The organism is Micromonospora sp. NPDC005215 (genome assembly GCF_040607915.1).
GTDB lineage: Bacteria > Actinomycetota > Actinomycetes > Mycobacteriales > Micromonosporaceae > Micromonospora.
The window spans coordinates 1-18076 of the sequence record NZ_JBEXHQ010000011.1; the positions used below are offsets into that span (position 1 = coordinate 1).

At 70.9% G+C, this 18076-nt stretch carries 17 protein-coding genes and 2 pseudogenes; 5 read left to right on the top strand and 14 right to left on the bottom strand.

All coding sequences use genetic code 11. The annotated features are described in order from the left end of the window. The first annotated feature begins 386 nt into the window (after positions 1-386). Positions 387-1262 (top strand): alpha/beta hydrolase, encoded by an 876-nt coding sequence (locus ABZU25_RS11195; RefSeq protein ID WP_355029196.1) that lies wholly within the window; start codon positions 387-389, stop codon positions 1260-1262. A 74-nt stretch (positions 1263-1336) separates the two neighbouring features. Here the strand turns inward: ABZU25_RS11195 and ABZU25_RS11200 are convergent, their stop codons facing one another. Next, a complete protein-coding gene (locus tag ABZU25_RS11200; protein ID WP_355029197.1) occupies positions 1337-1891 on the bottom strand; it encodes a carboxymuconolactone decarboxylase family protein in 555 nt (184 codons plus the stop codon). Positions 1892-1974: 83 nt separating this feature from the next. On the opposite strand from ABZU25_RS11200, the gene ABZU25_RS11205 reads away from it, so the two are divergent. Further along, on the top strand, positions 1975-2451 hold the full coding sequence (locus ABZU25_RS11205) for a MarR family winged helix-turn-helix transcriptional regulator (protein ID WP_355029198.1): 477 nt from the start codon (positions 1975-1977) through the stop codon (positions 2449-2451). 23 nt (positions 2452-2474) lie between these two features. On the opposite strand, the pseudogene ABZU25_RS11210 reads toward ABZU25_RS11205, so the two are convergent. Then, positions 2475-2697 (bottom strand): annotated as a pseudogene (locus tag ABZU25_RS11210) (DUF397 domain-containing protein). Continuing rightward, positions 2676-2876, bottom strand: a pseudogene (locus ABZU25_RS11215) (Scr1 family TA system antitoxin-like transcriptional regulator); the annotation flags it as partial. The pseudogenes ABZU25_RS11210 and ABZU25_RS11215, both read right to left, overlap by 22 nt. A gap of 172 nt (positions 2877-3048) precedes the next feature. Between ABZU25_RS11215 and ABZU25_RS11220 the strand changes: the two are divergent. Continuing rightward, positions 3049-3288, top strand: a complete 240-nt coding sequence (locus tag ABZU25_RS11220) for a hypothetical protein (RefSeq protein ID WP_355029199.1) — start codon at positions 3049-3051, stop codon at positions 3286-3288. Here the strand turns inward: ABZU25_RS11220 and ABZU25_RS11225 are convergent. The 7 genes from ABZU25_RS11225 to hemL all read right to left on the bottom strand — a co-directional run bounded on the left by ABZU25_RS11225 (position 3273) and on the right by hemL (position 10873). Beyond that, positions 3273-4754: an ATP-binding protein gene (locus ABZU25_RS11225; protein WP_355029200.1), complete on the bottom strand. Its 1482-nt coding sequence runs from the start codon at positions 4752-4754 to the stop codon at positions 3273-3275. The two genes, ABZU25_RS11220 and ABZU25_RS11225, sit on opposite strands and share 16 nt — an antisense overlap. Positions 4755-4823: 69 nt before the next feature. Next, positions 4824-5795: a c-type cytochrome biogenesis protein CcsB gene (ccsB, locus tag ABZU25_RS11230; protein WP_355029201.1), complete on the bottom strand. Its 972-nt coding sequence runs from the start codon at positions 5793-5795 to the stop codon at positions 4824-4826. Next, positions 5795-7438 (bottom strand): cytochrome c biogenesis protein ResB, encoded by a 1644-nt coding sequence (locus ABZU25_RS11235; protein ID WP_355029202.1) that lies wholly within the window; start codon positions 7436-7438, stop codon positions 5795-5797. Before ABZU25_RS11235 ends, ccsB begins: the two co-directional genes overlap by 1 nt. Beyond that, positions 7438-8256: a cytochrome c biogenesis protein CcdA gene (locus ABZU25_RS11240; protein WP_355029203.1), complete on the bottom strand. Its 819-nt coding sequence runs from the start codon at positions 8254-8256 to the stop codon at positions 7438-7440. Before ABZU25_RS11240 ends, ABZU25_RS11235 begins: the two co-directional genes overlap by 1 nt. Next, positions 8256-8825, bottom strand: a complete 570-nt coding sequence (locus tag ABZU25_RS11245) for a TlpA disulfide reductase family protein (RefSeq protein ID WP_355029204.1) — start codon at positions 8823-8825, stop codon at positions 8256-8258. Before ABZU25_RS11245 ends, ABZU25_RS11240 begins: the two co-directional genes overlap by 1 nt. Further along, positions 8825-9472 carry a histidine phosphatase family protein gene (locus ABZU25_RS11250; protein ID WP_030334015.1) on the bottom strand — a complete coding sequence of 216 codons (648 nt, stop codon included), beginning with the start codon at positions 9470-9472 and terminating at the stop codon, positions 8825-8827. Before ABZU25_RS11250 ends, ABZU25_RS11245 begins: the two co-directional genes overlap by 1 nt. Positions 9473-9517: 45 nt before the next feature. Beyond that, on the bottom strand, positions 9518-10873 hold the full coding sequence (gene hemL, locus ABZU25_RS11255) for a glutamate-1-semialdehyde 2,1-aminomutase (RefSeq protein WP_355029205.1): 1356 nt from the start codon (positions 10871-10873) through the stop codon (positions 9518-9520). Between the two features lie 212 nt (positions 10874-11085). Between hemL and ABZU25_RS11260 the strand changes: the two genes are divergently transcribed. Then, positions 11086-11421 carry an STAS domain-containing protein gene (locus tag ABZU25_RS11260; RefSeq protein ID WP_053652159.1) on the top strand — a complete coding sequence of 112 codons (336 nt, stop codon included), beginning with the start codon at positions 11086-11088 and terminating at the stop codon, positions 11419-11421. A gap of 55 nt (positions 11422-11476) precedes the next feature. On the opposite strand, the gene ABZU25_RS11265 is transcribed toward ABZU25_RS11260, so the two are convergent. Beyond that, positions 11477-13090: an ABC transporter permease gene (locus tag ABZU25_RS11265; RefSeq protein ID WP_355029206.1), complete on the bottom strand. Its 1614-nt coding sequence runs from the start codon at positions 13088-13090 to the stop codon at positions 11477-11479. Further along, a complete protein-coding gene (locus tag ABZU25_RS11270; protein WP_355029207.1) occupies positions 13087-13983 on the bottom strand; it encodes an ABC transporter ATP-binding protein in 897 nt (298 codons plus the stop codon). Before ABZU25_RS11270 ends, ABZU25_RS11265 begins: the two co-directional genes overlap by 4 nt. Positions 13984-14073: 90 nt before the next feature. On the opposite strand from ABZU25_RS11270, the gene ABZU25_RS11275 reads away from it, so the two are divergent. Continuing rightward, entirely contained in the window at positions 14074-14568 is a 495-nt protein-coding gene (locus tag ABZU25_RS11275) for a helix-turn-helix domain-containing protein (RefSeq protein WP_355029208.1), read from the top strand. A 3-nt stretch (positions 14569-14571) separates the two neighbouring features. Here the strand turns inward: ABZU25_RS11275 and ABZU25_RS11280 are convergent, their stop codons facing one another. Then, positions 14572-15126 carry a response regulator gene (locus ABZU25_RS11280; protein ID WP_355029209.1) on the bottom strand — a complete coding sequence of 185 codons (555 nt, stop codon included), beginning with the start codon at positions 15124-15126 and terminating at the stop codon, positions 14572-14574. Then, the coding region (locus tag ABZU25_RS11285; RefSeq protein WP_355029210.1) for a HAMP domain-containing protein at positions 15123-18076 on the bottom strand (2954 nt) is incomplete at its 5' end. The genes ABZU25_RS11285 and ABZU25_RS11280, both read right to left, overlap by 4 nt.

Below are 18076 nucleotides of genomic sequence, written 5' to 3' on the forward strand. Positions count from 1 at the left end.
CCCTCTTCCCCCCCCCGCCGCCCCCCCGCTCGGTCGGCGGCCGGCGGCCGGTCGGGGGTCGGTCGGGGTCGGCGGCCGGTCGGGGGTCGGTCGGGGTCGGCGGCCGGTCGGGGGTCGGTCGGGGTCGGCGGCCGGTCGGGGGTCGGTCGGGGGTCGGCGGCCGGCCGAGATCCACTCGGGTTTCATGAAGTCGGGGTGTCCCAAGCCGCAGGACACCGCGACTTCATGGAAACCGAGTGGATCAACCGGCCGGGCGCAGAACTCGCGGGCATGGCGGGCGGTTGAGTGGGTAGCCGGGCAGCCGGCGCCGGGAGGCGGCAGGCACACGGGCAGCAGGCAGGCACACGGGTGGCAGGCAGGCACACGGCGGGTGGGTGGAGGCGGCGATGGGCGCGGAGCGGGTTCCGGCGGGGTTCACCGAGCAGCGGGCGCGGGTCGGCCAGATCACCATGAACTACGTCCGGGGCGGCAGTGGCCCGCCACTGGTGCTGCTGCACGGGTACCCGCAGTGCTGGTACATGTGGCGGCACCTGCTGCCCGAGTTGGGGCGCTCCTTCGACGTGGTCGCGCCCGACCTGCGCGGCTTCGGGGACAGCGACGCCCCGGCCGGCGGGTACGACAAGAAGACTGTCGCCGCCGACCTGCACGGGTTACTCGACCAACTCGGCCTGGTCGGTGACCTCCGGCTGGTCGGGCACGACCTGGGGACGATGGTGGCGTACGCGTATGCCGCCGCCCATCCGCGGCGGGTGAGTCGGTTGGTGCTCAGCGAGGCGCCGATCCCCGACGAGAGCATCTACACGTTCCCCGCGCTCACCCCCGCCGGGCCAGGGGTGTGGAACTTCGGCTTCTTCTCGATCGGCAACGGGCTTCCGGAGGAGTTGGTCAGCGGACGGGAGTCACTCTGGGTGGACCGGTTCACCGACGCGCTGATGGTGCGCAAGGGCAGCATCGCCGCGCCCGACATCGAGGAGTTCGCCAGCCACCTGCGCGACCCGGCGCATCTGCGGGCCAGCTTCGCCTACTTCCGCGCGTTCGACCAAGACAGCGCGGACAACGCGGCGTACCGGGCCACCAGGCTGGAGATGCCGGTGCTGGCGGTCGGCGCGGCGGCCAGCCTCGGTGGGCAGGTCGCCGAGCAGGTTCGCCGGTACGCCGACACGGTCCGCGGCGAGGTGATCGAGGACTGCGGGCACTGGCTGTACGAGGAGCGCCCGGACGAGATGCTCGCCCTGCTGCGCGACTTTCTCGGAGCGGCCTGAGCAGCGGCCCGCCGCCGCCCGCGCGCGTCACCGGTCAGGCTGCGGACGTCCAGGCGTGGGCGGCCAGGGGCGGGTCAGGCTGCGGGCGTCCAGGCGTGGGCGGCCAGGGGCGGGTCGAGCGGGGCGCGGGTGAGTCGGTTGGCGAAGGTCGAGATCGTGTACGCGCCGACGCCGAGCACCACGTCCAACGCGTGCCGGGGCTGGTAGCCGGTGGCCAGGAAGTCGTCCAGCTCGCCGTCGGGCACCGCGCCCCGGTGCGCCAGCACGGCCAGCGTGAACCGGCGCAGCGCCTCCAACCGGGGTTCGGGTAGCGCGGTGCCGGCGCGCAGCGCGGTGATCAGCTCGGGGCTCGCGTCGAGTCGGCCGAGGGTGCCGGTGTGCAGAGCGACGCAGACGTGACACTCGTTGGTGGTGGCAACGGCGAGAACGACCACCTCCCGCTCCAGCGGCGTGAGATCGGTCTGCTCGAACCCCGCGTTGGCGGTCAGGAAGCCGTTGAGCAGTTGTGGTGACTCGGCCATCAGCGCCACCGGGGTCGGCAGCCAGCCGAACCGGCCCTGCACTCCCTCGACGGACCGGCGGGCTGCGGCGGGTGCGGTTTCGGCGGTGTGTGCGACGAAGGTGGACATGGTTGCCTACTTTCCAGGGGCTCGATCGGGGCACGGTACGATAGTCAACGTGGTTGACGAAATAGTAAACGTGGTTGTCGAACATGGCAACCGCTGAGCCCGCGCGACCCGGCTTCGCGCTGCCACTGCTGCTGCTGGCCGGCTTCCGGACGCTGATCGACGACCTGCACGCCGAGCTGGCCCAGGAGGGGCACCCCGAACTGCGACCGCTGCACGGGTTCGTGCTCCAGGCCGTCGGCGCGGACGGCACGACCGCAACCGAGCTGGGCCAACGGTTGGGCATCTCCAAACAGGCCGCCGGCAAGACGGTCGACCGGCTGGTCGCCGTCGGCTACCTGGAGCGGGCCGACGATCCCTCCGACGCCCGACGCCGGCTGGTCCGGGTGACACCGCGCGGCGCCGACGGGTTACGTCGCTCGGCCGAGATCTTCGATCGGCTGCGCGAGCGGTGGGCCGACACCCTCGGACCGGACCGGGTCGACGCGATGGAGGACGACCTGCGCACGATGGCCTCGGCCAACTGGTTCCGGCTCGACGTGCCCGGCTGGTTCGGTGGCTGACCGCGGCCCGGCTCGGCGGAGGGTCAGGGGGTGCGGGCCAGCTCGACGAAGGCCCGCCACGCGGCCGGAGTGAAGGTCAGCAGGCCGCCGTCGCGGTCCTTGGAATCGCGGACGTGCACCCGGCCGGGCAGGGTTGTCGGCGACCTCGACGCACGCGCCGGCGTCGTTACCGCTCCGGGTGGACTTGTGCCAGCGGGCTCCCCCTGGGGCAGCACGTGCACCCTGATGTGCGGGCGGCGGGTGCACGCCACCAGGTGCCGGAGCTGCCCGGCCACCACCCCGGCACAGCCCTCCGCGAAGCGCTGCAACGCGGCCTCGTCGATCACGGCGGTGAGCTGCGGCGGGTGCTCCCGGTCGAGGATCGTCGGGACCGGCCCGACCGCCTGACTCGACGACCGCCATCGCAAGATCCACTCGGGCTTCATGAAAGTGCGGTATCCCCGGCCGCAGGACACCCCGACTTCATGGAAGCCGAGTGGATCAACGGCTTACCGGGCGCGGCACACCGCCACATTGCCGACCAGGGATGGGGCAAGCCCGGCGGACACATCTCACCGCGCCTGGCCGAACGGCGGGATACGGGAGCAGAGTGGATCCATGTCGGACGCGTACGTCATTGGTGACCCGGACGGGCTGTCTCCCCTGCTGGTCGCGCTTCGCGACGCCATCGCCCGGGAGTTGCACGCCCAACTGGCGCTGCGCGGCGAACGGATCGAGCTGGCCGACCTGCCGGAGGTGTCGTACCAGGTCACTCTGCGCGTGGACGAGACCCTGCGCAGCCCTCGCAGCCGTCGACATCCTCCGGTGCGGCCCGGACGCCCTCAGTCGCCTGAGTAGAGCCGCGACGGGTCGACGAGGACGACATCGGGACGCTGACCGGCCGCGTGCCGCAGTTCGTCGGTGAACCCCGCACCGCTCGCGAGCAGCAACCGGGCGTCCCGCACGTCCAGGCCGGGACGCGCGGCGAGCAGGTCACGTGCCCGGCCCAGCCGATCCAACTCGGGCCGACCCAGCGTGCGGCCCCACTTGACCTCTCCGATGGCGAGCAGTGGCCGAGGGCCGTCGCCGAACGGCGGCTCGCCGAACGCCACCAGGTCGAGTTCCAGGCTGGTACGGGTGGAGGGATCGGTGAGCACGGCGGCGCTGGCCTCCGCGACGACACCGCCGAACGTCTCCGGCGCGGAGAAGCGCAGGGCCCACTGCCTGACGATCTCCTCGAACGCTGGCCCCAGCACCGCGCTTGAGTACCGGCGATGAGAACGCCGCCACACGTCCGGGCCACGTCGCTGCTCCAGCGCCGTCCAGGCCGGCCGCATGATCGCCTGGTAGAAGGTGATGAGGGGTTCGACGATGCGGTAACGGCTACGCCCGCTGCGGAGCGGATCGGGTTCACGGAGGAGCAGACCGGCGTCCTCAAGGACGGTGAGCGGGTGCTGGAGGTCGGTGGCCTTCCGTCCGATGTACCCGGCGATCCCGCCTCGGGTGCCGTTGCCTTCGGCGACCGCGGCCAACACGGAATGGTAGAGCGCCGTATCCCGCAGGTCGGGATCCTCGGCGAGCAGATAGCGAGCCTCGCGGAACAGTGGGCGGGCCGGATTCAGCACCGCGCGCACGACCCAGTCGTCGAAATCGTCCAGCCCGTCGGGTGCATCGTCCTGGACGTACTCCCGCCGGTAGGCGGGCGTGCCCCCGACGATCGCGAACACCCGGACAGCCAGTGACGGATCATCGATCCCCCAGAACGTCGCGGCGGCCCGGTAGTCCAGCGGCGGCACTGACAGTTCCAGCCCGGCCCGTCCGCGCAGCGGGGCCGAACCGGCAAGCAGACCACCCATGAACGACAGTGCCGAGCCGCACAGCAGCAGGCGCGTACGGGATTCGGTGCGCTCGACCCGGCCCGGTGTGAGAGCGTGCTGAATGATCGACGGGAGGTCCCGAGTGGCTCGCGCAAGATAGGGGAACTCGTCGATCACCACGGTGACCGGGCGACGCTGGCCCAGTGCGAGCAGCGCGTCTACCGCACTCGACCAGTCTTCCAGGCGAAGCGGGCCAGGCGCGTCGGTGTGCCGGCCGAGAGCCTCCCCGAGTCGACGCAGCGACTCTGCCGGGGTCGCCTCGGTCGCCCCGAAGTAGAAACCGCCGGTGGCGCGGGCCAACTCGTACAACAGCAGAGTCTTGCCCTGCCGGCGACGGCCGCTGACCACGCCCAGCGTCGCACCTGGCCGGTCGTCCGTGGCGAACCGGACCAGCTCCGCCCACTCGACGTCGCGGTCGAAGATGTCAGCTGGTTTGGAGAGCTTCACTGCCACATCCTCACAGAATGTAGAACTACGCTTCTAAGAAGTGTAGTTCTACATTCTGCCAACGGGGGTTCAGTCCAGCCCGCCGTACGAGTGCAGGCCGGTGAAGAAGATGTTCACGCCGAACAGGTTCATCAGCATGGTGAGGAAGCCGAGCACCGCCAGCCAGGTGGCCACGTTGCGCTTGACGCTGGGCGTGGCCCGGGCGTGCAGGTAACCGGCGTACACGACCCAGGAGATGAAGGCCCAGGTCTCCTTCGGGTCCCAGCCCCACGGCCGACCCCACGCCGCCTCGGCCCAGATGGCTCCGGCGATCACCGCGAAGGTGAAGATCGGGAAGGCGAAGGCGTGCAGCGCGAAGGTCAGCCGCTCCAGGCCCACCGCGCCGGGCAGGCGCTTGGCCAGGGTGTACGGGAAGCTCCGCTTGCCCTGCTCGTACCCGTTGCGCATCAGGAAGCCGACCGCCGGCACCACACCGAGCAGGAAGATGCCGGACGCGAAGACGATGGTCGAGACGTGGATGACGAACCAGTACGAGTTCAGCGCCGGCACCAGCGGCACGATCGGCACGTACAGCACCAGCTCGGCGGTGGCGACCAGCAGCACCATCACCAGGGTCAGGAACAGCCCGAGTTTGCGCAGCGACGGCCGCTTCCAGAGCACCACCAGCCAGGCGGCGACACCGATGAACGTCACAGTGAGCACGAACTCGTACATGTTGCCCCACGGCATCCGGTCCGCGGCGAGGCCGCGCGTGACCAGGGCCGCCAGGTGCAGCACGGCGGCGACCGCGGTGGCGGCGACCGCGATCAGGCCGGCGAGGCGGGCACGTCGCGCCGACCGGTCGGCCGGGGCCGACGGCGGGACCGACGCGGGCGGTGGCGGCAGGGCGCCGCCGCCGGCACCCACCAGCTCGCGGACCGGAGCCGCCGCGGCGATTCGGGTACGCGCATTGCCCAGCGCGTACTCCACGGCGTGGCCGATCATCGCGACCAGGTACGTCAGGATCGCGAAGGTCACCAGATTGTCGGAGAGTGCGGACATCACTCGGCTCCTTCTCGCACGCCGGCCCGGTCAGTGGAGTCAGCGCCAGCGCCAGCCCGTTCGGCACCGCTGACGGCGGCGACGAGCTGGGTGAACTCGTCGGCGAACCCTGGGTAGTCGGTACGCGGCAACCCACCGACCTCCATCAAGCTACTACCGCTCGTCGGAGATCCTTCCCCGGGGTCGGCCGGCACCACCCGGAAGAACACCCGGCGACGCCGCCCGAACAGCGAGCCCATCAACCCGACGAGCAGCACACCGCAGCTGATCAGCAGCGGGGTCGCGCCGGGATCGTGCCGGACGGAGAGGGTGACGTACCGCTTGGTGTCCAGGAACTCGACAGTGGAGCCGTCGTCCAACGTCCAGGTCTCGCCCTTGCGGAGCAGTTTGGTGCCGACCTCCTTGACCTTGCCGGTCCGCACCTGCCGCTGGTCGAGTTGGTAGATCGAGCCGGGGATGCCGGCGTCCCGGCCGAGGTTGCCCCGGTAGGCGACCAGGTTCAGCACCGGGTTGCGCTCGGCCGGATACTGCGAGCGCACGAACGGCCCCTGCTCGGGCGCGGTGGGCAGGTAGATGCCGGTGAACGCCATCTGCTGATCCGGTGCGCGCTGCCCGGTGGCCGGGTCGACGTTCGCGTCCGGGAACGCCGCCAGCCCTTCGCTGGTCAGGCCCATGTCGCCGGTGGTGAGGAACGGGTCGTCACTGAGCTGGCTGTTGCCGAAACGGTCGGTGTAGCGGATCACCGGGGCGTACCCGTGGCCGAGCAGGTAGACGCTCGCGTCCTTCAACCGCAGCGGCGAGTTCACCGAGAAGTCCGCGCTGCGGGTGGGCTCGTCCGGGCCGTCGACGGTGACCGTGGCGTTGAAGAACTCCGGCTGGCCGGACGGCAGGAACCGGGCCTGGAAGTCGTCCAGCCGCAGGCAGAAGCGGGGCAGGTCCGCGCTGTCCACGCGGGGGCCGAGCTTGGCCTCGGCGAACTGCTGACGGGTGTTGCAGAACGTGTTGTCCGCGCCGGCCACCAGCAGCCGGTTGCCGCTCCAGCCGTACCACGAGCCGAGCGCGACGCCGATCAACACCGCGATCAGCGACATGTGGAACAGCAGGTTGCCGGTCTCCTTGAGATAGCCCTTCTCGGCGGAGACCTCGTCGCCGCGCACCTGCACCCGCCAGCGGCGCTTGCGCAGCACCTCGGCGATCGCCGTGGTGCCACCGGCCGGTGCGGGCAGCACGGTGTGCTGCGGCAGCCGGGCCATGCGCTTCGGCGCGGCCGGCGGCCGGGCCCGCAACGCCCGCGCGTGGTCGCGCAACCGGGGCGTGATGCAGCCGATCAGGGAGGTGAACAGCAGCAGGTAGATCGCGGAGAACCAGACCGAGCCGAAGACCTCGAAGGCGCCGATCCGGTCCAGTCGGGGAGCCCAGTCCGGGTGGTCGACGAAGTACTGGTTGACCTTCTCCGGGCTGATCCCGCGCTGCGGCAGCACCGAGCCGGGGATCGCGGCGACAGCGAGCAGGAAGAGCAGGATCAGCGCCGTACGCATGCTGGTGAGCTGCCGCCACGAGTTGCGCAGCAGGGCCAGCAGCCGGTTGGGCCGACGCCGTGGCGCCGGGGCCACGGTCTCCGGTCGGTCGTCGACGACCGTCATCAGATGCTCACCTCGCCCACCCCGACGGTGGTCTGCAACCAGATCACGAAGCTCTGCCATCCGCCGGTGACCAGCGCCAGGCCGATCAGGATGAGCAGGGCGCCGCCGACCCGGGTGACCCAACGGCTGTTGCGCCGGACGGCGCGGAAGACCCCGAGCAGGCGTTCGAAGCCCAGCCCGAAGACGACGAACGGTATCCCCAACCCGAGGCAGTACGCCACGGCGAGCACCATGGCACGGTCGGTCTGGCCGCTGGCGGTGGCCATCATCATCACCGCGCCGAGCGTGGGGCCGGTGCAGGGCACCCAGCTGAGCGCGAAGACGGCCCCGAAGACCGGTGCGCCGAGCAGGCCGGCGGCGGGTAGCCGGGAGATCCGGAACTCCCGTTGCAGGGCCGGAATCATCCCGAGATAGGCGATACCGAGCACGATGATCAGCGCGCCGGCAACGATCTCCAACTGCCGCTCGTAGTCGAAGAAGACCCGGCCGATGGTGGCGAAGAGGATCGCGCTGGCGACGAAGACGACTGTGAAACCGGCGATGAAGAGCAGCGTGCCCGCGAGCACCCGGCCCTTCACCGCGCCGACCCGCGCGACCCGCTCCCTGACGGCGACACCGCCGGTGGCCGGTGCGGGCTCGGCCGCCGCTCGGCGACCCTCCAGGTCGGCGCCGGCCAGACCGGTGACGTACGACAGGTAGCCGGGGACGAGCGGGAGCACACACGGGGAGAGGAAGCTGACCAGGCCGGCGAGCGCCGCCGCGCCGATGGCGAGCAGCAGCGGCCCGCTGAGGGCCAACTCCTTGAAGGTCTCGCCCATCAGCCCGACGCCGGCTTCTCGGCCGCGATCCGCTCGACGATCGGTTGCAGGCCCTCCTGCTTGACGGCGGCTCGGATCACCACCGCGATCCGACCCTCGCGGTCCAGCACCACCGTCGCCGGAACGAAGTTCGGCGGGATGTCCAGGGCGAGCGCAAGCCGGCTGGACGGGTCGAACAGGCTCGGATAGGTGACCCGACCCTGCTCGAACGCCTTGGCCTTGTCCCGCTCGTCCTGCACGTTCGCGCCGAGGAAGGTCACCCCGGAGCCCTTGGTGGCCTGGTAGGTCGCTTCCAGGTCGTCGGCCTCGGCACGACACGGCGCGCACCAGGAGCCCCAGAAGTTGAGCACCACCACCTGGCCCCGGGCCTGGCTGACGTCGTAGGTGCCGCCGGCCAGCAGCTCACCGGCGAGCTTCGGAGGTGCCGAGCGCTGGTCCGGCGCGCACTCGAAGATCCCGTCGGTGGTGGTCGTGCAGGTCTTCTCCTGCCCCTTCGACGACGTGCAGCCGACCAAGGCCACCGCGGCGACGGCGGCGAGCACGCCGGCGGTCCACCTCCGGGCGTTCATCAGGCCCCCTTGGCCGTCCGGGCGGTCGCGGACAGAGCGATCAGGTGCGCGGCCGGCTCGCTGTAGCCGATGCCCACCACCTTCGCGCCGTCGAAGTGGAACGAGGTGAGGCTCGCCAGCCCACACTGCCGCTTACGCGGGTCGTGCCAGAGCCGCTTGCGCTCGACGTAGCGGCGCAGCGTCCAGATCGGGAGCTGGTGCGACACCAGCACCGCCTCACGCCCCTCGGCGGCGACCCGGGCGGCGTGCACGGCGGCGAACATCCGCTCGGCGATCACCCGGTACGCCTCACCCCAGGACGGGGTCACCGGGTCGCGCAGCACCCACCAGTTACGCGGGTCGCGGAACGACCCGTCACCCGGGGACACCTTCTTGCCCTCGAACCAGTTGGCGCTCTCGATCAGCCGCTCGTCCACGCCGACCGGTAGCCCGAACTGGGCGGCGATCGGCTCGGCGGTCTGCTGGGCGCGCTCCAGCGGGCTGGCCACCACGTGCACGATCTCCCGCTCGGCCAGGCCCTGCGCGGCGGCCTTGGCCATCTGCACACCCAGCTCGGAGAGGCGGAAACCGGGCAGTCGACCGTAGAGGATCTGGTCGGGGTTGTGCACCTCGCCGTGCCGGAGCACGTGGACCACCGTCTTGCTCACCGCTGCGCTCCCTTTGTTCGCGACTGCGGGGCTCGCAACACCGGCTCACTCCTCGCGCTCACCGCTACCCCCGTGACCAGCCGCTGCCGCCGCGTTCGCCGCCGTGGGCAGCGCTGCGGCGATGTGCTCCAGAGCGTCGTCGTCGATCGCCGCCGACACGAACCACGACTCGAACGCGCTCGGCGGCAGGTAGACGCCAGCGGCGAGCATCGCGTGGAAGAACGCCTTGAACGCCGGCACCTGCTGGGTGCGGGCGCTGTCGTAGTCGACCACGTCGGCGTCCGTGAAGAAGATCGAGAACATGCTGCCCGCGTACGAGAGTCGGTGCGGGACCCCGGCGGCGGCCAGCGCGTCGGACGCCAGCTTGCCCACGACGGCGGCCGTCTCGTCGAGGCGGCGGTAGAGCGCGTCGTCGGCGAGTCGCAGCGTGGCCAGGCCGGCGGCGCAGGCCAGCGGGTTACCGGAGAGCGTGCCGGCCTGGTAGACCGGGCCGGCCGGCGCGAGTCGCGCCATGATGTCCGCACGCCCGCCGAAGGCGGCGGCGGGCAGGCCACCACCCATGACCTTGCCGTACGTCCACAGGTCGGCGTCGGAGGCGTCGAGGCCGTGCCAGCCGGCGCGGGAGACCCGGAACCCGGTCATCACCTCGTCGACCACCAGCAGGGCGCCGTGCGCGTGCGCGATCCGGGCGAGCTGCTGGTTGAAGCCGTCGCGGGGGGCGACCACGCCCATGTTGCCGGCGGCGGCCTCGGTGATCACCGCGGCGATGTGCGGGCCCTCGGCGGCGAAGGCCTCCTCGACGGCCCGGATGTCGTTGTACGGGAGAACGATCGTCTCGCTGGCCGCCGCGCCGGTCACGCCGGGCGAGTCGGGCAGGCCCAGGGTGGCCACGCCGGACCCGGCGGCGGCGAGCAGCGCGTCCACGTGCCCGTGGTAGCAGCCCGCGAACTTGATGATCTTGGATCGGCCGGTGAAGCCGCGCGCCAGCCGGATCGCCGACATTGTCGCCTCGGTGCCCGAGTTGACCAGACGAACCTGCTCCATCGGGGTCCGGTCGACCAGCTCGGCGGCCAACTCCACCTCACCCGGGGTGGGGGTGCCGAAGCTGGTGCCCCGGGCGGCGGCGGCCTGCACGGCGGCCACCACCTCGGGGTGGGCGTGCCCGAGGATCAGCGGACCCCACGAGCAGACCAGGTCGACGTAGCGGCGGTCGTCGGCGTCGTACAGCCACGGACCCTCGCCACGGACCATGAAACGCGGGGTACCGCCGACCGCCTGGAAGGCGCGCACAGGGGAGTTCACCCCGCCCGGCACGAGGGCTCGGGCGCGGTCGAACAAGGCCTCGGAGGCCGGCGCAACGGCTGGGTAGCGGCCGGATCCGGCGGAAAAGATGTCGGTCACGATGCCGCCATTGTGTCAGCGCCGCACTGTCAACCAGCAGCCACCCCGCGGAGGGGTTACCGGGCTCACCCCTGGCCGGCGGTGGACAGCGGCGGCAGCGCGGGGCCGAGGCGACGGCTCGTGACCTCGGCGGGCGGCGGCTCGTGACCTCGGCGGGCGGCGGCTCGCGGCCTCAACAGGCCGGGCCGGGCGGATCGCGCTAGGCTGACCGGGTGGATCGTGCCGAACTGTCCATCACGCTACACCGGACGGGCGACGAAGCAGTGCTGCGCCTGGCCGGTGAGATCGACATGCTCACGGCTGCCCAGCTCTCCACGGTGGTGAACGAGGTGCTTGCGGACCCACCCCCGCGGATCGTGCTCGACCTGGGTGGTGTCACCTTCTGCGACTCGCAGGGCCTGGGCACCCTGGTCGTGCTCAGCCGCAAGGCCAGCCATGCGCAGAGCCTGCTGATGCTGACCCACGTGGGCGATTTCCTGATCCGCGTCCTGGACATCACCGGCCTCCGCAGCGCCCTGATGATCCGCAACGACCAACCCGCCGGCTGACCCCTCGCCCGGGTCGATCATGGGGTTGGCGCGCCAACCCCATGATCAACGCAGGTCAGGGGGTGGGGATGTCGCGGGAGCGGAAGGTCAGCAACGCCACTGTCAGCAGGCCAGCCGTCGCCGCCGTCAGGACGGCCAGCGGGGTGACCGACCAGCCCTGGCCGAGGACCTGGGGAGTGTGGGTGAACGGGGAGATATCCAGTGCCCACTGGTCCAGTCCCAGCACCGCACCGAGCTGACCGAGCAGCAGACAGCCGGCGAGCACCGCCCAGGCACCCCCGGAGAGACGGGGCAGCCAGCCGACAAGCAGCGCCGCCAGCCCGGCCAGCACCCAGGCCGCGGGCACCTGGGCCAGCCCGGCACCGAGCAGCCGCGGCAACTCGCCGCCGACGTCGGAGACGCTGAGCCCGTAGGCCAGCCCGGTGGCGAGCCCGGCGACGCTCAGCACCACCGCCGGGCCGAGCAGCGCGAAGACCAGATGCGCCGCCAGCCAGCGGGTCCGGCTCACCGCCGTCGCGAGCAGCGGTTCGGCCCGTCCGGCGGTCTCCTCCGCCCGGGCCCGCAGCGCGGCCTGGATGCCGTACCCGGCGGCCGCCAGCGCGGTCAGGCTCAACGTCCCACCGAGGTACGCCTCGGCGAACGCCGAGCTGCCGCCGAATCGGGACAGGATTTCGGCCACCTGCTGGTTGCCCCGCACCGCGTCGCCGGCGGCGTCCGCCGCCCCGCCGAGCACCAGGCCCAGCAGCCCGAAGCCGACGGTCCAGCCGAACAGTTGGGTCCGGTGCAGCCGCCAGGCCAGACCGAACGGGCCAGCCAGGCCGGCACCGGCGGTGGCCGGGCCGAGCCGGGACGGAAACACCCCCGCGCCGAGGTCACGGCGGACCGAGACGGGGTACGCGACGAGCGCGACCACCGCACCGAACAGCACCGGCAGCAGCAGCACCCACCAGCGCTCATCGGCGTAGGCCCGGCTCCGTGCCGACCAGCCCAGCGGCGAGAGCCAGCTCAACCACTCGGCGCCTCCGCCGGTGCCGCCGGAACCACCGGCGTCGCCGGCCAGCCGCAGCACGAGAGCCAGCCCGAGCGCACCCAGGCCGATCCCCCGCGCCCCACCCGCGCCCTCGGTGAGCTGCGCGGCCAGCCCGCCGACAGTGGCGAAGACGACACCGGTGAGCGCCACGCCGGCGCCGAAGAGCACCGAACCCGCGCCGGGCAGGCCCGCCGCGACCAGGCCGCCGGCGATGAGCAGGCCGAGCAGCACATTCGCGGCGTACGTCACAAGCAGCGCGGCGGTCAGCCCGGCGTAGCGGCCCAGCACTGTCGCGCCGAGCAACTCCCGCCGGCCGGCCTCCTCCTCGGTCCGGGTGTGCCGGACGACGGTGAGCACGCTGATCAGCCCGGCGATCACCGCCAGCAGACCAGCGCGCTGGACGGTGAGCGCGCCGACGCTGTCGCCGTACACCGGGCCGAGCAGGGCGACGATCGACGGGTTGCTCGCCGTTCCGGTGAGGTACGCGGCCCGCTCGGCGGCGGTCGGGTACAGCTCGGCGTACGCGCTGGCGTAGCTGGCCGGCAGCACCGCCAGCAGCAGGATCCAGATCGGCAGCAGCACCCGGTCCCGGCGCAGAATGAGGCGTACCAGGTGCCGCGTCCCGGTGAGGGCCGTCATGACGGCACCTGCTCGGTCTGGTAGTGCCGCAGGAACAGCTCCTCCAGTGTCGGCGGCTGACTGACCAGACTCCGTACGCCGATCTCGGTGAGCTGGCGCAGCGCGCTGTCCAGCGCGGCACTCTCCACGTCGAAGCGCACCCGTTGCCCGTCCACCCGCAGGCCGTGGACGCCGGCGAGCTGGTCCAGCCCGTCCACCGGACCGGTCAGCTCGGCCTCGATCGAGGTGCGGCGCAGGTGGCGTAGCTCGGTCAGGGTGCCGGTCTCCACGTCGCGTCCGTTGCGGATGATCGTCACCCGGTCGCAGAGCGCCTCCACCTCGGCCAGGAGGTGGCTGGAGAGCAGCACGGTACGACCGTCGGCCTTGGCCCGCCGGACCCAGTGTTGGAACACCTCCTCCATCAGCGGGTCCAGCCCGGAGGTCGGCTCGTCCAGGATGAGCAGTTCGGCGTCCGAGGCGAGGGCCGCCACCAGGCCGACCTTCTGTCGGTTGCCCTTGGAGTAGGCCCGTCCCTTCTTGCGCGGGTCCAGCTCGAAGGAGTCCAGCAGCTCGGCCCGGCGGGTTGGGTCCAGCCCGCCGCGCATCCGGCCGAGCAGGTCGATGACCTCGCCGCCGGAGAGGTTGGGCCAGAGCGTCACATCGCCCGGCACGTACGCCAGCCGGCGGTGCAGGGCCACCGCGTCGCGCCAAGGGTCACCGCCGAGCAGGCGGACGGCCCCCGCGTCCGTCCGCAGCAGGCCGAGCAGTGCCCGGATGGTTGTCGACTTGCCGGCGCCGTTCGGGCCGAGGAAGCCGTGCACCTCGCCGGTGCGGACGGTCAGGTCCAGACCGTCGAGCGCCCGGGTCCGGCCGAAGGTCTTGACCAGGCCGGACACCGCAATGGGAGTTTCCATGTATCGGAAGCTACACTCGTTTCACAAAGTTGTGAAGACTGTGAGACCTGTGCAGCATGAGGTCCACACCAACACGCGGGAGGGCACCACATGGCAACCGGCGACAGCCACGACCCGGTGCACCTCTTCGTCGAGCGGATGGCGCTGGCCTTCGCCGAGGTGGGTTCCCCGCGGATGGCCGCCCGGGTGCTGTTCACGGTGATGAGCTCGGACGACCCCCTCACCGCCGCCGAGATCGGCGAGCGGCTCGGGGTGAGCGCGGCGGCGGTCAGCGGCGCGGTCCGCTACCTCACCCAGTTCGGCATGCTGATCCGCGAGCCGGTCCCCCGGTCGCGCCGTGATCGCTACCGGATGCCGGACAACCCCTGGTACGAGGCGACCATCACCAAGACCATGATCTACAAGACGTTCATCGACGTGGCCGAGGACGGGGTGGCCGCCCTCGGGGCCGAGACGCAGGCAGGTGAACGGGTGGCCGAGATGCGCGACTTCTTCATCTTCGTGCAGGAGGAGATCGACTCACTGCGTGAGCGGTGGCGCGCCCGGCGGGCCGCCACCGGCCACCTCAGGCCCGGCGAGGTCTGAACGTCAGGCGGTGTTGCCCCAGCGGGCCTGCTCAAGCATGCGTACCGCCCGGTCGTGGGCCTCCGAGTCGTCGGAACGGAGCAGCGTGGTCGCCTCGTCGACCGCGTCGGTGAGCCGCCGCCACTGCGTGTCGCGCTCCCGGACCAGATCCGACTGGGTGGCCAACTGCCGGGTCTTCACCCACAGCTCGACGAAGACCGACACCTTGGCCCGCAGCACCCACGGGTCGAACGGCTTGGTCAGGTAATCCACAGCGCCCACCTGGTAGCCCCGGAGAGCGAGCTGGGCGTCCCGGTCGGCGGCCGTGAGGAAGATGATCGGCACGTGCCGGGTCCGCTCCCGGCGCTTGATGTGGCTCGCCGTCTCGAACCCGTCCATGTCCGGCATCTGCGCGTCCAGCAGGATCACCGCGAAGTCGTCCACGAGGAGCTGCTTGAGCGCCGCCTCGCCGCTCTCCACCGCCACGGACTGAACCGGCAGACCCTGGAGGATCGCCTCCAGGGCCGTCAGATTCTGCCGCCGGTCGTCCACGAGCAGCGCCTTGGCGATCTGGGTCACGAAGTCTCCTCGGTCCGACTGCCGTTGATCCAGGACGACATCAACTCGATCAGGTCATCCAGGTCGACCGGCTTGGTGATGTAGTCGCTGCCACCGGCCGCGAGCGCCGACTCCCGGTCGCCCGGCATGGCCTTCGCGGTCAGGAAGACCACCGGCAGATCAGCGAACCGGTGGTTGCGGCGAATCTGGCGGGTGGTCTCGTAGCCGTCCTGGTCCGGCATCATGGCGTCCATCAGCACGATGTCCACCTCCGGATGCTCGGCCAACAGGCGGACCCCGTCCGCCCCGTTGTCCGAGTACAGCACGGTCATCCCGTGCAGCTCCAACGCGCTGGTCAAGGCGAAGACGTTGCGGACGTCGTCATCCACGATCAGCACCGTGGCGCCGTCCAGCTGACGGGTGGCCGGTGCCTCCGGGCGCTCCGGCAGCAGGTCCAGCGGCGGCATCAGCAGCGACGACGGCAGGCCGGCGCGCTGCGGAGACGGAAGCTGAGGCGCGACCACGGCATCCGGGGCCAGCACCTGCGGCACGAACAGGGTGAAGGTCGAGCCCTGACCGGGAGCGGACGACACGGTGATCGTGCCGCCGATCAGCCGGGCCAGATCGCGGCTGATCGACAGGCCCAGCCCGGTGCCGCCGTAGCGGCGGCTGGTCGTGCCGTCGGCCTGCTGGAACGCCTCGAAGATGATCGACAACTTGTCGTCGGAGATGCCGATCCCGGTGTCGATCACGGTGAACGCGATCACCTGCTGGGCGTTTGTCAACGCCGGCACGTCGAAGACCGCGTTCTCCGCGGCTGGGGCGATCCGCAACGTCACAGCGCCGTTGTCGGTGAACTTCACCGCGTTGGAGAGCAGGTTGCGCAGGATCTGCTGCAACCGCTGCGGGTCGGTCACCAGCGCCGGCGGCAGATCCTTGCTCACCCGTACCTGGAAGTCCAGGTTCTTCTCCTCGGCCTGCGGTGCGAACGCCTGCTCGACGTAGCCGCGCAGCTCGGCGAAGCGGATCTCGGTCGGCTCGACGTCCATCCGACCCGCCTCGATCTTGGACAGGTCGAGGATGTCGTCGATCAGGCGCAGCAGGTCGGAGCCGGACCCGTGGATGGTCTTGGCGAACTCGATCTGCTTCGGGCTGAGGTTCTGCTCCGAGTTCTCCGCCAGCAGGCGAGCCAGCAGCAGCAACGAGTTCAGCGGCGTACGCAGCTCGTGGCTCATGTTGGCGAGGAACTCCGACTTGTACGCCGAGGCCCGGGTCAGCTGCTGCGCCTTCTCCTCCAGGCCCAGCCGCGCCAGCTCGATCTCCCGGTTCTTCGTCTCGATGTTGCCCTTCTGCTCGGAGAGCAGAGTCGCCTTCTCCTCCAACTCGGCGTTGGTGCGCTGCAACTCCGCCGACTGCTCCTGCATCTCGTGCGCCAGCCGCTGCGACTGGGCCAGCAACTCCTCCGTACGCCGGTTGGCCTGGATGGTGTTGACCGCGATGCCGATGGTGAGCACCAGCCGCTCCAGGAACGCGAGGTGCAACTCGGAGAAGGCCGACACGCTGGCGAACTCGATCACGCCGAGCAGCTCACCCTCGAACAGCACGGGGAGCACCACCAGGTCGGACGGAGGTGTCTCGGCCAGACCGGACCGCAGGGTGAGCCGGCTGTCCGGAGAGGCGCTGACCCGGATCGTGCGACGGGACAGCGCGGTCTGCCCGACCAACCCCTCACCCGGCCCGAAGGTGACGTCGTTGCCCCGCGCCACGTAGCCGTACGACGAGGTCAACCGCAGCCGCATGCTGCCGTCGGTGTCGTCGGCCAGGAAGAAGGCACCGAGCTGGGCGTCGACAAGCGGGGTCACCTCCGTCATGATCATGCGGCAGACCTCGCCGAGATCGCGTTGGCCCTGCAACAGGCCGCCGATCCGCGCCAGGTTGGAGTCCAACCAGCCCTGCTCGGCGTTCTTCTTGGTCGTCTCCCGGAGGGTGACGATCATCTGGTTGATGTTGTCCTTCAGCTCGGCGACCTCGCCCTGCGCCTTGACGGCGATCCGCTGGGTCAGGTCGCCCCGGGTCACCGAGGTGGACACCTGGGCGATGGCCCGCAACTGCGTGGTCAGCGTCGAGGCGAGCTGGTTGACGTTCTCGGTCAGGTCGCGCCAGGTGCCGGACACGCCCTTCACCTGCGCCTGACCGCCCAGCTTGCCCTCGATGCCGACCTCGCGGGCCACCCGGGTCACCTCGTCGGCGAACGACGAGAGCTGGTCCACCATCGTGTTGACAGTCGACTTCAGCTCCAGGATCTCGCCCTGGGCGTCCACCGTGATCTTCTGCGACAGGTCACCCTTCGCCACCGCCGTGGTCACCGAGGCGATGTTGCGGACCTGGCTGGTCAGGTTCGACGCCATCGAGTTGACGTTGTCGGTGAGGTCGCGCCACGTACCGCTGACGCCCTTGACCTGGGCCTGGCCGCCCAGCTTGCCCTCGGTGCCCACCTCGCGGGCCACCCGGGTCACCTCGTCGGCGAACGACGAGAGCTGGTCCACCATCGTGTTGACAGTCGACTTCAGCTCCAGGATCTCACCCCGCGCATCCACAGTGATCTTCTGCGACAGGTCACCCTTCGCCACCGCCGTGGAGACCTGGGCGATGTTGCGGACCTGGGCGGTCAGGTTCGACGCCATCGAGTTGACGTTGTCGGTCAGGTCCCGCCAGGTGCCGGCGACACCGCGCACCTGGGCCTGACCGCCGAGCTTGCCCTCGGTGCCCACCTCGCGGGCCACCCGGGTCACCTCGTCGGCGAACGACGAGAGCTGGTCCACCATCGTGTTGACAGTCGACTTCAGCTCCAGGATCTCACCCCGCGCATCCACAGTGATCTTCTGCGACAGGTCACCCTTCGCCACCGCCGTGGTCACCGAGGCGATGTTGCGGACCTGGCTGGTCAGGTTCGACGCCATCGAGTTGACGT